The sequence below is a fragment of the Xanthomonas sp. LMG 12461 genome (assembly GCF_009192935.1).
Lineage (GTDB): Bacteria > Pseudomonadota > Gammaproteobacteria > Xanthomonadales > Xanthomonadaceae > Xanthomonas_A > Xanthomonas_A sontii.
Window position 1 is genome coordinate 64,509 of sequence record NZ_NQYT01000026.1, and the last position, 14,522, is coordinate 79,030.

Genomic DNA, 14,522 nt, shown 5'->3' on the forward strand with positions numbered 1-14,522 from the left:
CGCGCGCGGCCGCTCGATTGGCGCGGGTCGTCGCTGTGCAGCGGGATGCCGGTCCCAGACCAGCACAGGAGCGCGCTGTGGGGCTTACAACCCCGGCGGCAGGGTGACCAGGAAGCGCGCCCCGCCCAGCTCCTCGGAGCGGCTCACCTGCAGTTCGCCGCGGTAGCCCTTGACCAGGTCCTGCACGATCGCCAGGCCGATGCCGTGGCCATGCACGCGCTCGTCGCCGCGCACGCCGCGCTGCAGGATGTGCGCCACTTCCTCCGGGGCGATGCCGGGGCCGTCGTCCTCCACGGCGATGATCAGGCCGGCACGGCGGCTGCCGGCGGCCGGCTCCGGGCGCACGCTCAGCAGCACCCGCCGGCGCGCCCACTTGAACGCGTTCTCCAACAGGTTGCCGAGCAGTTCCTGCAGGTCGCCGGGCTCGCCATGGAAACGCGCGCTCGGCTCGATGTCGAACTCGCACAGCACGCCCTTGGCCGCGTAGACCTTCTCCAGGCCGCGCACGATCTCCTCCGCGTTGGGCTCGATCGGCAACGGTGCGGCGAACAGCTTGTGGCCGCTGGAGGCGGCGCGCGCGAGTTGGTAGGACACCAGGTTGTTCATGCGCCGCAACTGCACGTCCAGCTCTTCGCGCAGCTCCGGCCCCTGCGCACCGCTGTCGAGCTGGGTGCGCAGCACCGCCAGCGGCGTCTTCAGGCTGTGCGCCAAGTCGGCCAGGGTGTTGCGCTGGCGGTCCAGGTTCTCGCGCTCGCTCTCGATGAAGGCGTTGATGCTGTCGGTCAGCGGCTCCAGTTCGCGCGGGTGGCGATCGCCCATGCGCATCGCTTCGCCGCGCTGCACCTTGGTCAGTTCGTTGATCACTCGGCGCAGCGGGCGCAGGCTCCATTGCAGGATGAAGGCCTGCAGCACGAGCAGGATCAGGCCGGCGCCGCCGAGGTTGAACCACACCCGGCCGCGGAACACGCGCAGCTGCGCACCCAGCGCGCGGGTGTCCTCCATGATGTAGATGGTGACCGGGGTTTCCTTGTCGCGGCGCACGTAGGCCAGGCCGATGCCGTAGCGGTAGACCTCGCCTTCGCTGCCGTCGATCTGGGTCATCGGCCAGGGGCCGTCGAAGGTCTCCTGGCGCGGTTCGAGCATGCCGCCGCGGGGCGGCAGCGGACCTTCGCTGGACATCGAGATCCAGCGCTCGTTGGGCATCACGATCTGCGCGTACAGGCCGCTGCCGGGCCGGTCGAAATGCGGGTCCGGCGGCGGCTTGTCGTTGTTGATGTACAGCGAGCCGTCGCGGGCTACGTCGATGTTGTTGGCGTAGGCGGTGGCGTAGCTCTTCAGGCGCTCGCGCAGGTTGCTCAGCGCGGTGTCGGCGAACGCCTGGTCCAGCGCGTAACCGGCCGCGGCCAGGAACGCCAGCAGACTGAGGCTGGCGGCGAGCAGCTGGCGCGCCTGCAGCGAACGCGGGCGCCAGCGCTTGTACCACCTGGGTCGTGCCGCCACGCGGTCGCTTCCTCGGTGTGCTCGCCGGCGCCTGCGATCAGCCTTCGGTGCGCGGAATCGCGAACCGGTAGCCGCGGCCGCGTACGGTCTCGATCGGCTTCAATTCGCCGTCCGGGTCCAGCTTCTTGCGCAGGCGGCCGATGAAGACTTCCAGCACGTTGGAGTCGCGGTCGAAATCCTGCTGGTAGATGTGCTCGGTCAGGTCGGCCTTGGAGACCAGTTCGCCGGCATGCATCATCAAGTACTCGAGCACCTTGTACTCGTAGCTGGTCAGGTCGACGTTGCTGCCACTGACGCTGACGGTCTGCGCCGCGAGGTCCAGCGCGACCGGGCCGCATTCCAGCGTGGGCTTGCTCCAGCCGGCGGCGCGGCGCAGCAGCGCATTGACGCGCGCCAGCAGCTCTTCGACGTGGAACGGCTTGACCAGGTAGTCGTCGGCGCCTTGCTTGAGGCCTTCGACCTTGTCCTGCCAGCTGGAACGCGCGGTCAGGATCAGCACCGGGAACTTCTTGCCTTCGTCGCGCAGCGCCTTGATCAGCTCCATGCCCGACATCTTCGGCAGGCCGAGATCGATGATGCCCACGTCGAAGGGCACTTCGCGGCCCATGTACAGGCCTTCCTCGCCGTCCTGCGCCGCATCCACCGCAAAACCTTCGCGCTTCAGGCGAGCGGCCAGGGTCTCTCGCAGCGGAGCTTCGTCTTCGACCAGAAGGATACGCATAACTCTCCCTAGTAACTTACAGGTGGCCGGTGGCCGGGGCGGTGTGTGGAACCTGAACCGAACTATCCGGACTCACGGGTGATCGTCGCGTGGTGGCTCCGGAGGCTCGCCCGACCGCGGCGCCCGCGGCGGTGCCGCACGGCCAGGCTGCGGATCGTCCATGTAGCGTACCCGCCCACGGCCATCCATGTACTTGACGCGGTTGATGTCGCGGCCGTCGAACGGCACGCGCTCGGCGCCAAGGATCTGCCCCCCGGTGGAGCGCTGCACCCGACGCACCGCGTCGGACAGCGAGCTGCCGCCATAGTCCCGATTACGCCCCGCGTCGCGCTCCGGCGGCGCCATCACCCCCGGCATGGGCGGCTGCTGCGCACGGCCGTGGCCAGCCGCGACCGACGCCAGCGCGAGCGCGAACACAGCGGCGAAGCGGTAGTGGCGGGAAGCGGAAGAAGTCACGACGGGCATCCTAACGGACTGATCGGAAACGTTCAAAACTTGTGAAGCGCGACACCTCGCGGGAACGGCGGCGACCTCGAGAAATCGAGGCAAATTCTTGATTTTTCGGGGTGAATCCGGTCTGAACTTTTCCGGGCGCCACGGGCAACATTCAGTCAAATGAACCTGTGGAAGGCCGATGCAAGGGCCGCGCCAGCGGTCCGGAGAGGCCCTCGGCAAGTGCTTCAGAGCGTCTCCCGGCAGGCAGAGACTAGTCGCCAGACCCTGAACAGACTCCCTGAACGAGCAGGGGGAAAGTGGGATCCGGGTCCACCACCGAGCAGGCCGCCATGTCGTCGGATGCCTCCGCGCGGAGGCGATGACGGCCAGCCGCCACGCAGCAGCTACGGTCCGAAGACGCTCCCTGGATCGGCTCAGGCCGCCGCGCGCGCCGCCCCGTCGGTGACCGCCAGCGCCCGCTCCAGCAGTGCCCAATCGACCCCGGGGCGGTGCGCCCCTTCGCTGAGCACCTGGCGGAAGGCGCGGCCGCCGGGCTGGCCGTGGAACAGCCCAAGCAAGTGCCGGGTGATGTGCTTGAGCGCCAGGCCTTCGGCCAGGCGCGCCTCGACGTAGGGACGTAGCGCGCGCAGCAACTCGGCGCGCGGGCGCAGTGCGGCGCCGGTCAGGGCCGCGTCCAGCCGGTGCAGGACGTAGGGGTCGTGGTAAGCGGCGCGGCCCAGCATCACCCCGTCCACCGCCTGCAACTGCGCCTGCGCCGTCTCCACCGCAGCCAGGCCGCCGTTGAGCACCACCTGCAGCTGCGGCCGCTCGCGCTTGAGCCGGTGCGCCCAGTCGTAGCGCAGCGGCGGCACTTCGCGGTTCTCCTTCGGCGACAGGCCCTGCAGCCAGGCGTTGCGCGCATGCACCACGAACAGCCCGCAGCCAGCCGCGGCGACCTGGTCGACGAAGGCCAGGAACACCGCGTAGTCGTCGTCCTGATCCACGCCCAGCCGGCACTTCACCGTGACCGGAATGTCCACCGCCGCGACCATCGCCGCCACGCACTCGGCGACCAGCGCCGGCTCGCGCATCAGGCAGGCACCGAAGCGCCCGGCCTGCACCCGGTCGGACGGGCAGCCGCAATTGAGGTTGATCTCGTCGTAGCCCCAGTCCTGGCCGATCCGCGCCGCCTGCGCCAGCAGCGCCGGCTCGCTGCCGCCGAGCTGCAACGCCAGCGGATGCTCGGACGCATCGAAATCCAGCAACCGCGCGCGATCGCCCAGCACCACCGCATTGGCGTGCACCATCTCGGTGTACAGCCGCGCCGACGGCGCCAGCAGCCGGTGGAAGACCCGGCAATGGCGGTCGGTCCAGTCCATCATCGGGGCGACAGAAAGACGCAGGGACGCCTCATAGCGTGATTTTTCGCGCAAATCCAATGAGTTACTTGTTTTTTCCTGTCGCTCAGTTGCGCTCATGATTGGTCAATTTCGGCAGTTTCCGGACTCCAGATGTAACACGTGGTGCAACGTGAGAGCCGTTGTTACACTCCGGACATGGGCTCCATACTGACCCGCCGCCGGAAGAACGGATCGCTAGGTTACATCGCCATCATCCGACTCAAGCGCGATGGCAAGGCTATCGTTTCGGAATCAGCGACCTTCGATCGCCGCCAACTCGCCAACGAATGGATGCGCCGACGCGAAGCCGAACTAGACCAGCAACGCGCCCGCGGCGAACCGGTCGGCAAAGCAGCCACCCTGACCGAGCTGCTGGAGTGGTACAGCACAGACATCAAGGATCTGACGCCCTGGGGGCGGACGAAGGAAGCCGACCTCGAGCGACTGGCCGGCTACAGACGCTGGAGGTGGCGCTGCGCAATCGCATCCACACGGTTCTCGCCGAGGCCAAGGGCGCGGATTGGTATAGCGAAGCTGCAGGGCTCCTACTAGTTCCGCACCAATCTGAGCAGGCTGCCAAGGCTATGGAGGAGTTGGTCCAGGCGGGGAAACCCGTGACCGCGGGTGGCGTGGTCGCCAGCCTCACTTTCAGCTTCTGGACGGCGATGTTCAACAAGGACTACGAAACCCTGTGGCAACAGACCCTCCACAGGATCGCCGACCCAACTGCACCTAAAGGATTGAAGCGAAAAAAGCTTCTCTGGGCCGCTCACGCCAATCCGCGTTCTACGTAACCGTATCGCGCACCACGAACCGATCCTTGGCTGGGATCTCCGCAAGCATCACGCCCGAATCATAGAGCTAATTGAGTGACTGTCGCCGCCGGCCGCGAAATGGTGCAGCGAGAACGACCGTTTTCCGCAGGTATACCCCGCTGAGGGGATCGCGCTCGCGCGGCTATAAGCCCCTGAGAAATGCACAGATGGGACCGCAGATTGAGGTACTTAGAACTGTCTCGGCAGAGAGACAGATCCGATCTATGGCGCAGCCCATGAGATCAACCCGACGTAACCTCAAGGCTTGATGACTAGGAGCTAGCAAATGAACGCATGGAAGATCACCTGGGAGACGTTCTTTAAACACTCGAGTCGGCGAAGCTATGCAAAGGAACTCTGGCGCCTCTCGAGCATAAAGTTGCGTGTTGGCTTCATCGTTGCTGCGATGGCGTTCATTGCCGCGACCTCACGGGTGGCACATCGTCACCTGGACGACTGGCAATCAATGGCAGCAATTCTGCTCGCGCAATTTTTTTTCTTCCTAATCATTGAAGAAATGAAAGGCCGCGTCTTCAGATCGGAATATGGCGATGCCAGCACCGTGCTGGGCCCGCCAGAGAAGGAGTGGTACCGGGAAAGCAGATTCTTGATGTTTAAGAAAAGGCTTACCGATGCGTCTGTGACCCCAAATCATGTCGAAAACCTCTTCGATCTCATCGATGCGAAGATCGACCTGGAAAACCACCGCAATGAAACAGCCAAGAAATTCCTGATCTTTGCGTCGGGTGTGGTCACAGCCTCAGCTGTTGCATGGGCGAAGGGGTTGGAACCCAAGGCAGCAATACAAGCCACCGCGTGGCTTGCTCTTTTCTGTGCGTTCATCGCTCCTTTGGGTTTTACCATCAAGAAAAGAACGCCTAAAAGAGCTCAAGTACTTCATGCTGCTCTATGTAAAGGGAAACGACCTGTAGATGTGATTCGCTAGGAGCCATCCCAATGATGAAACACCCACCCGAGCAGGCCCACAGCACACCGCCGGCAGATCAGACTTCGGACTTGGAGAAGAGGGCTTCGAGCTCGCCAATCGATGAACTAGCCGCTAGCATGATCCGGACGCTGGAGGACATCCAACGTGCCCCCCTCCTCCATCACCGCGACTACTTCAAGAAGACATGGTCTCGGTGGTACTGCAGATAGATTCTTAGCTTGGTGCCTGGTGCTCTCAGGAGGCTTGCCGGCAACCCTAACTGCTTCCGCTCCTGCGTGGTGAGTACGTCTGCCAGCAGCATTTTCCCGTAATCGTCGAAGCTGATCAGGCCAGCATCGAAAAGTGCATCGAGATTTGCCGATAGGACAAGCCCGTTATTCGAGTCGAGGCGCTCTCGATTGTCTGATTCGCTCCACGGTTTGCAATGTGAGGAACGCAGCACGGCGCCCACCCGGCAACCAGTGACAGCGCACGCTCCGTTCCAGCGCCGCAGGAGTTCGCGGCGGAACCTCCCCTGCCCCAAACGGGCATCGACAAGTGCCGAACGCGTAGTGGCGCTAACTTCGGCTTCCTCGACCTCCCGAAGATCCGCACTGATCGTGCCGGGGAGGTCGCCGGTAACCGTGATAGATGCGGCAGGGATGGCCTCGACAATTTCCAGATAGACCATGCCGTCCTTGTCGATCACCCGTCCGAGACGCAGAAGACTCGCGTGATCAAAGTCACGAATCGTGCCAGCTTCCGGACTGTCCTTTTCGCACACCACGGCGTAAGCGGCATAGCCGCTCCTGATCAGCTTGAGGTGGCGTACCCGCTCACTCCACCCCGGACGCGTGGCCCAGAGGCGCCCCAACACTCGAATAACCTGGTGGCTATCGAAGCTGGCGATATCAATGCGCCAGAGTCGAAGAAAAACCCGACGGGTACGCTCATCGACCGAACCCCAGGACCAACGAGCATTGGCAACGGGCGCATGCAACACATCGCGAAAGAAAGCGTTGATACGCATGCTCGAGACGGGCAACGGCCCGGAAACTGATTCGTCCGAGTCCTGATCTTCCGTCTCCGAAGCTGAAGCCGCCTGCTGCGTCTCTTCGCCGGGCTTCTCGTCGCGAGCCGTACTCTTGAAGCGCTTGAACGGATAGTGCGCATCCCGCAACAGCTTCTCGGCCCGTGCCACCAGACCGTCATCGAAGTACCTGCGCCACTCAGTTTCGACGATGATGGCTTCGCAGGTCAGCTCAAGGTGGCCCAACTCCCAGAGTCGGGCAAACCCGTCCGACGGCTTGCCGCTGGCCAGCACCCGATTGACCGTATCAAAGCCGCCATAGGCATCCAGCATTTTCTTGAACTGCGTCGGGCGGTACTTGAGTTTCTCCGCTTCGCCGACGGCACTTCGCAGGAGCTTCGTGAAAGCTTCGTTTTCCTGGCTGTTCATTTCCGGCTTCCAGCTTCCAGCTTCCAGCTTCCAGCTTCCAGCTTCCGACACGAGTCTGACGTGGCCATCGTTATCACGCGATCTTGGCCTTGCTCGATGCCGCCGGCAAAACGTCCAACTCAGTCTGGTCTGGCTGCCCCAGCACGCGCTCAATCAGCGCATCGGTAGAAATCTCCGAATAGCGGGCCGCCAAAGTGTCTCTCAGCTTCATCATTCGACGGTTAGCCGTATCGACCAGGGCCGCAAACGTTGTCGCACGCACGAGCCCGTAATCGCGATTAGCATCACCAACCTTCTTTTCCGTCGCCACGCCGGCTGCAATTGACTGCCCTACAACCCAGGCAGACACGAACGGAGTTCCCGCAACGGTGCCAGATGCGGCGATGTCCTGCACATAACCATCGGCCTGAGACACCTCATTTCGTGTCAGCTTGAACCCGCCTTTTTTCAGCTCAATCAACAGAATATGCTGCAGCTTCACAAGCGACGGATCCATTGGATCAAACGCCTCAATCCCTACAAGCTGGAGTGTGACCTTATCCGGTAGTACGACGATGTCCGGCCGGTTCTTCTCGTTGATGAACTGGCCTCCCGACTTATGAAACAGTTGCTTAGCAACCGTCTGCAGTGTTGCATTCGAGCAGAATTCCTCTGATTCGAACTCCGGACCAAACAACCAGCGTGACCGCAGCACAAGCGGATGCAACGTATGCAGTTCGTCTGTGTCCGGATCGTCGGCCACTCTTCTGATCGTCTCAATGACACTCAGCCGGCTGTCGATCTCGTCGAGCACTCGCATTGCGTCCTTGACCGACCATTCGGCAAGAAGCTGATCAAGCCCCGCAACATCATCCGGCGGGAGGGTCGATAACTTCTGAAGCAACGCGGCACCGCTCTTTGACTTTTCCAGATTGATGACCGCCTTGACTGCAGCAGACAAAAACTCTGGTGCAACGGTAGGATGCTCCTGCGCAATCGCCTTGGTGAACTCAGCGACCTCCATTCGGGCACCACGCCCCAAAGATGTCAAAGCAACTCGGTTCTGCGAGAGAGCATCGGCAGTTGATTCCTCCACGACCTCTATAGCGAGGTCTTGAGCTATCCGTTCGATATGCCCGGCCGTAGCCTTGAACAGCTCGCCGACCGGCTCAGCGCGCTTGAATCCTGTCCAATCGCGCTCAACGTAATCATCTAAGCCGTGGGTGTCCACGATGATCTTGTAGCGCCGTGCAAAGCGTGTGCGCCCGTCGAAGCTGGCTACCGAACCTATCGCCCAAGAAGGGGTCCCGACGAGTCTATGCTGCACCCAGAAGGCAATTCCCTGGTGCACTGATGAGTGGTTGAGAAGCGTCGAGTCGATCACAATGACCGTGGCAGAGCGACCACCAGAAAGCGAGATTTTTTCCTCGCTGACCTTGCCCTCAATCTCCGCCACAGTCCGAGCCACTCCGTTGACTTGGACCTCAAACTCCGGGTCATGGACAAATCTTGCGGCCAGGACCGTCAGAATCTCGTCCGCATTCGGCAACTTGCGGGCCACTTGCACGGACAACCTAGTGCCGCTTCCCCTGCGCACACCGGAGTCCTCCCGGCGAAGTACAAATGGGCTCGGGCCGGACTCAGTGCCAACGGTGAAGATCGACAGAACTCCGTCGCGCCATGTTTCGACTTCGTATTCATCGCCGAAGCAAAGCATCCCGTGCCGCCCTACTCCGTTGCGGCCATAGGCTTTGCGCGGCCGTGCCGGCCCTCCAGGCGGAAATTCGACGTTCACACCCTGATGCCTTACGCGGTCGTAGCCGAGGGTCATCCATCGCCGCTTGAACTGATCCGGCGTCATACCATGGCCGTCGTCTTCGACCGTAAGCGTCCCGCCGATCTCGGAAGGGAGTATGACCTTGACACTCGACGCACCCGCATCCCAAGCGTTGGCCACCAGCTCGGTCAAAGCCACCTGAGGCACGTGAGCAACCTGCCCGAGCTCGCGAAGCAGGTAGTCTTCTTCGAACAATGATGTCTGCAGCACTTCCGGGGACCTACTCATCGCCTCTCCTGCACTGTCATGTTCATGAAGCCGTTCTCACGGGCTGCGATCTTCAGCGGGAAACAGTCTCTCCAAAGTCGCTGGCAACAGGACTGCATTGGCCTCGCGGATCGCGGCATGGCGGGCCTTGATCGCCGAGACGATGGCTTGCAGATCCACGAAGGCCTGCTGGGTGGAAAGCGAGGGAACGGGCATTTCGATCTTGGCGAGCTTCTTGAGGCTCAGGGTACGGTTGCGATCTGCTGTACCTGCGGACGCCTCACCGATTTTTTCCAGGCCCTCTGGACTAAGCAAGTAATAGAGCAGGAAGCTACTCAACAGTTGCTCAGGGTTGGCCACGCAGGTGATGTAGCGATGCGATGCGATAACTTCGTCATGCTCATCGCCGGCCAACGCGATGGCGCCCTCCCATGCCTTGATATTGCTGAAAACCACGTCGCCGGCCTTGATCCAGACAGGCTTCTCCCAGGTCACCTCCGCGGCATCGAAGTCAGGCTTGAAGAACAGACCTTTCCCGAAAGAACGTGCGCCCACCTCGCGATAGCGCTTGCTGGTCTCTAGCACGACCTGACGCTTTTTCAAGGGCGCAACCTCGGCCATCGCCCGGCGCGGTGCGTTGGCGATGGCGGCACGGAACTGTTGGGCGAGTAGGCGGTCGGCATCGGCCTCGGCAGCATCAAGGTGGGCCGTCAGTTGACGGGTCTTGTCGGCCAGGGTGTCGAGGCGGGAGACAATGGCCCGTTGCTCGGGCAGCGGCGGCAGTGCGATACCTTTTCGAAGAAAGCGATCCTCCTTGAGCCGCACCCGATTCGTGGTGCCCTCACTGGAGGCTTTACACAGTTCGACGAAGGACCGCGACTTTACCAGGATGCCGAGGAATTCCGGCAGGCATCGTTCGGGGTTGACAATCGAGTATGACGGAAAGTCATTGCTCACTACGGCGCCATCAAGTTCGGGGGGGACAATGCCGAGAGCCCCGTTGCGGGCATCGATCTTCGAGAGGATCAACTGCCCTGCGCGTACGAGTCGACGAGGGGTAGTCACATCTGAGCCGCGAACAAGCCCGCGACTAACAACACCCTTTCCCCAAAGGCGGATTGTGACCTCATGATACTCAGCATTGGGTACGAGTGCCGCAGGTTCATCCGATCGGCATAGCAACTCACCCAGCGGCACGCAGAGCCACTCGCTCACGCCCCCACCTCGCCCACCAGCGCCTCGATCTCGCTCAGCAGCTTCTGCACTTCGCCATCATGATCCCGCATGCGTGCGACCAGTTCGGCCGGAGCCACATGCTCCAGCCCCTGCTTCGCATTCGGATTTTTTAGGTCGAGGTTGTAGCCACGCTTGGCAATCTCGGCGGCCTTGATCTTCCACGCCTGCGGCCCCTCCTTGCGCTTGTTCCACCACTTTCGGCAGGCGTCGAACTCCTCGAACTGCATGGGCGCGGTCTTCGAGTACTTCTTGCGGCCTTCCGGCAGCGGAATCTCGTAGTACCAGATGTCCTTGGTCGGCCCGCCGCGCTCGAAGAACAGCAGGTTGGCCGGGATGTCGGTATAGGGCGAGAACACGCCCTGCGGCAGGCGAACGATGGTGTGGAGGTTGAACTCCTTGAGCAACTGCTCCTTGATCAGCGCGGCCACGCCGTCGCCGAACAGGGTGCCGTTGGGCACGACCACCGCGGCACGACCACCCTGCTCGGCGCGACCAGCCTTGCGCAGGCGGCCATGGGCAGAAACGGGTGCATCCTTGTGGCGCAGCATGCGCATGATGTACTGCAGGAACAGTAGCGCGGTTTCGCTGGTCTGCTTGTCGGGCGGGAAGTTGGCCTTGATTCCCGCTTCCTCCTCGCCGCCGAACGGCGGGTTGGTCAGGATCACATCCACGCGCTGGTTATGGCCGATCTCGTTGAGCCGCTGTGCCAAGGTGTTGCCATAGGCGATCTGCGGCGCCTCCAGCCCGTGCAGCAGCAAGTTCATCTCCGCAAGCATGTAGGGCAGCGGCTTGGCTTCCTGGCCATACAGGGTGGCTTGGTGCAGCAGCTCGCGCTTCTTCGTGTCGCCCTTGACCTGCTGACTCAGGTGGTCGAAGGCCTCCACCAGAAAGCCGCCGGTGCCGCAGGCCGGGTCCAGCACGGTTTCGCCCAACTGCGGATCGGTGACCTGCACCATGAAGCGCACCACCGGGCGCGGCGTGTAGAACTCGCCCGAGTCGCCCGCGGCGTCGCGCATCTCGCGCAGCATCGACTCGTACAGGTGCGAGAGGGTGTGAACCTCCTCGCTGCTGTTGAAGTGGATCTGGTTGATCTTGTTGATCACGTCACGCAGCAGGTAGCCGCTGACCATGCGGTTCTGCACGCCCTTGAACACATTGGAGATGACGCGGCGCTGCCCACCGTTGGTTTCGCGGTCGGCCAGGGAGCGCAGGTAGGCGAACAGGCCCTGTCGGCGCTTGCCGTCCGGGCCGGGCGCCTTGTCCTGGTTGAGGAAGGCCAGCAGCTCGTCGCCGTTGATGCCGTCCGGCCGTGCCGCCCAATCGCGCCAGCGGTAGGGTGCCTCGATCAGCGGTTCATAGGCGATGCCGTCCATCGTCGCCTCTTCCTCCTTGCGGGTTTCGAGGTCATCGAGGAACTTCAGGAACATCACCCAGGTGAGCAGCGGCAGACGATCGGCGTCGCCATTTAGGCCTTTGTCCTTGCGCAGGATCTGACGCACGGACTTGATGAGAGCGGAAAGTTGCTGGGCGGTGGTCTGGGCTGGCTTGGCTTTCTTGGTACGGCGCATTGCGTCTTCTGCTTACTGATACAGCGTCGCCTGCAACCGGGTGACGGCCTCGCGCAGCGCGGGCACGCCGCCGAAGTGGCGATCTGCGATTTCGGAAGGGGTGCCGTAGCGGTCGAAGGGATCCACCTTCAACAACTCTGACAAACGGTTGAACTGGATGACTCCGCGCTCGACATAGCGGTCGAGCAGCAAGCGCAGAATATCGCGAGCGGTTTCGCCATACCTCGAGAACAGGTCTTCGGTTTGCTTGCGAGCCCGCTCGACCCGCTGGCGGCGGGTCAGCAGCGGAGCATTCCACGCCAGATGGCACAACAGATCGAAGGCGTCTGCGTCCTGGTAGCCGGTAGAGGCGACCAGCTCGTCGAAGCTGATATGGCGCTCGGCGAGCTCGCGCAGCACCTCGATACGGGTATCCGGACGGGCCCACTTCGACTGCAGCTCGTCGCGGCTCGGGAACAACGAACGCACCGTGCGTGCTGAGTACTCGGTATAGCGCACGACCTGGAGCTTCTTGCCGTCGGCGTCCAGGTCATAGACGAGATGACCGATGACCTCGACCTTGCCGCCGTCCACGTAGAACTTGCGCGGCTCATCGGATTCTTCACCGATGATCTCGGCGGCTTCGGGATCATCCTCGGACTCGACGGGCGGGTATTCCGGCGGCGGCTCCGCTTCAGTCACGTCGCTGGCCACAACCTCGCCCTGGTCGTCGATGGTCACCTGCTCGATGCGTGCAGGATCACCGTCGAAGTCCGGATCCGCGAAGTGCTGGGTCGCGGTTCCGGTGAAGTCGATGATGTTGAAGAACTCCTTGCCGTAGTCCACGCGCAGGCGGGTGCCACGACCGATGATCTGCTTGAATTCCGGCCGGGAGCCGACCACGCGGACCAAGACCACGTTCTTGACCGTCTCGGCATCCACGCCCGTGGTCAGCAGCTGGGAGGTGGTCAGGATCGCCGGTGTGGGCTTATCGATATCCTGGAAGTTGGCCAGGTGGCCGAGCCCAATCGCGCCCTCATCGGCCGTCACGCGGCAGACGTAATCCGGGTATTCGCGCACGAGATCGGCGTTGAGGTTCACCAGCGCCTGGCGCATCTCGGCCGCGTGCTCCTGATCGACACAGAAGACGATGGTCTTGGCGAAGCGGTCGGTGCCACGCATGAAGTCCGACAGGTGCTTGGCCATTGCCTGCGTGCGGGCACGCAGAGCCACGACGCGCTCGAAGTCCTTGGTTTGGTACTCCTCGTCCGGGATCTCGCGGCCGAAGCGATCCAACTCATACTTGCTCGGCCGCCAGCCGGCGGCATCGGCGGTGGTGATGACCCGGTGCACGCGATACGGGGCGAGGAAGCCGTCCTCGATGCCCTGACGCAGGCTGTAGGTGTAGACCGGGTTGCCGAAGTACTCGTAGCTGTCGCGGGACTCTTCGCGCAGCGGGGTCGCAGTCATGCCGAAATGCGCGGCCGGCGCGAAGTAGTCCAGCACCTTGCGCCAATTGCTGCTGTCGCGGGCGGAGCCGCGGTGGCACTCGTCGATCACGATCAGGTCGAAGAAGTCCGGGGCGTATTGCCGGAACACGTCTTCGTTGGCCGTGGTGAGGGCCTGGTAGATGCCGAAGTACATGTCCCGCGCCTGGCTGGGGTCGGCGCTGGAGATCTTGTGGCGGGCATCACCGAAATGGATGAAGTCCTTGTCCTTGGGATCATCGACGAGGATGTTGCGGTCGGCCAGGAACAGTATCTTCGGGCGACGGTACTCACCCACGCGGTTCCAGCGGCTGTTCCAGAGCTTCCAGCAGACCTGGAAGGCCACGCTGGTCTTGCCCGTACCGGTGGCCAGGGTCACCAGTACCCGCTTCTGGCCAGACAGGATGGCCTCCACCACGCTGCGGATGGCCGCGTCCTGGTAGTAGCGAGGGATCTTGCCGGAGGTGAGGTTGTAGGGTTCCAGCCACTTCTCTTGGGCAAGGGCCGGAAGACCATTCGCACCGTTCAGGCGCTTCCACAACTCATCGGGCGTCGCATAGCGGTCGACCTCGCGCTCGGTGCCGGTGGTGTAGTCGATTTCGATGATGCGGCGACCATTGGTCGCGTAGGCGAAGCGCAGGCCGAGCATCTCGGCGTACTCGCGGGCCTGCTGGACGCCATTCTCGGCTGGCAAGCCAGCCTCCTTGGCCTCGACGACGGCAATGGGGAAGTCGCGGCGGTAGTACAGCAGATAGTCCGCACGGCGCTGCTTGGCGCGACGAGCCTTGCCACCGATCAGAAGGATGCGACCGGCGGTGATCTGGTGCTGCTCGCCGATGGCGTAGGGCGCCTGCGTCCATCCGACCCGCTGCAGCGCCGGCGTCACGAACTCGCGGCAGGTGTCGGCTTCGGTCAGGAGCGGAGACGAGTCGTTCATGCCTGCCCGTCAGTCGGCTCAAAGCCGCTGCACC

Annotated in this window: 11 protein-coding genes; 2 read left to right on the forward strand and 9 right to left on the reverse strand. The window is 62.8% G+C overall.

The genetic code is table 11. The features are described 5' to 3' along the window. Positions 1–84: 84 nt before the first annotated feature. From CEK68_RS07355 to dusA, 4 genes are all read right to left on the reverse strand, one after another. The gene (locus tag CEK68_RS07355) at positions 85–1,455 is read right to left on the reverse strand and encodes a sensor histidine kinase (RefSeq protein WP_193314135.1); all 1,371 of its coding nucleotides are present in this window, start codon (positions 1,453–1,455) and stop codon (positions 85–87) included. A gap of 82 nt (positions 1,456–1,537) precedes the next feature. Beyond that, positions 1,538–2,221: a response regulator transcription factor gene (locus tag CEK68_RS07360; RefSeq protein WP_003469280.1), complete on the reverse strand. Its 684-nt coding sequence runs from the start codon at positions 2,219–2,221 to the stop codon at positions 1,538–1,540. Between the two features lie 72 nt (positions 2,222–2,293). Further along, positions 2,294–2,677, reverse strand: a complete 384-nt coding sequence (locus CEK68_RS07365) for a hypothetical protein (protein WP_039726258.1) — start codon at positions 2,675–2,677, stop codon at positions 2,294–2,296. A 413-nt stretch (positions 2,678–3,090) separates the two neighbouring features. Continuing rightward, on the reverse strand, positions 3,091–4,134 hold the full coding sequence (dusA, locus tag CEK68_RS07370; RefSeq protein ID WP_152239000.1) for a tRNA dihydrouridine(20/20a) synthase DusA: 1,044 nt from the start codon (positions 4,132–4,134) through the stop codon (positions 3,091–3,093). A 78-nt stretch (positions 4,135–4,212) separates the two neighbouring features. On the opposite strand from dusA, the gene CEK68_RS20950 reads away from it, so the two are divergent. Both CEK68_RS20950 and CEK68_RS07380 read left to right on the forward strand, forming a co-directional pair. Further along, positions 4,213–4,608 (forward strand): hypothetical protein, encoded by a 396-nt coding sequence (locus CEK68_RS20950; protein ID WP_193314130.1) that lies wholly within the window; start codon positions 4,213–4,215, stop codon positions 4,606–4,608. A gap of 549 nt (positions 4,609–5,157) precedes the next feature. Beyond that, positions 5,158–5,817, forward strand: a complete 660-nt coding sequence (locus tag CEK68_RS07380) for a hypothetical protein (protein ID WP_152239001.1) — start codon at positions 5,158–5,160, stop codon at positions 5,815–5,817. Positions 5,818–5,989: 172 nt separating this feature from the next. Here CEK68_RS07380 and CEK68_RS07385 read toward each other — a convergent pair whose 3' ends face one another. The 5 genes from CEK68_RS07385 to CEK68_RS07405 form a co-directional block, all read right to left on the reverse strand. After that, the gene (locus tag CEK68_RS07385) at positions 5,990–7,258 is read right to left on the reverse strand and encodes an HNH endonuclease (RefSeq protein ID WP_193314131.1); all 1,269 of its coding nucleotides are present in this window, start codon (positions 7,256–7,258) and stop codon (positions 5,990–5,992) included. 73 nt (positions 7,259–7,331) lie between these two features. Beyond that, the gene (locus CEK68_RS07390) at positions 7,332–9,302 is read right to left on the reverse strand and encodes an ATP-binding protein (protein WP_152239003.1); all 1,971 of its coding nucleotides are present in this window, start codon (positions 9,300–9,302) and stop codon (positions 7,332–7,334) included. A gap of 36 nt (positions 9,303–9,338) precedes the next feature. Then, a complete protein-coding gene (locus tag CEK68_RS07395; RefSeq protein ID WP_152239004.1) occupies positions 9,339–10,496 on the reverse strand; it encodes a restriction endonuclease subunit S in 1,158 nt (385 codons plus the stop codon). Continuing rightward, positions 10,493–12,085 (reverse strand): N-6 DNA methylase, encoded by a 1,593-nt coding sequence (locus CEK68_RS07400; RefSeq protein ID WP_152239005.1) that lies wholly within the window; start codon positions 12,083–12,085, stop codon positions 10,493–10,495. Before CEK68_RS07400 ends, CEK68_RS07395 begins: the two co-directional genes overlap by 4 nt. 12 nt (positions 12,086–12,097) lie before the next feature. After that, positions 12,098–14,488 carry a DEAD/DEAH box helicase family protein gene (locus tag CEK68_RS07405; RefSeq protein WP_152239006.1) on the reverse strand — a complete coding sequence of 797 codons (2,391 nt, stop codon included), beginning with the start codon at positions 14,486–14,488 and terminating at the stop codon, positions 12,098–12,100. Between the last annotated feature and the right edge of the window lie 34 nt (positions 14,489–14,522).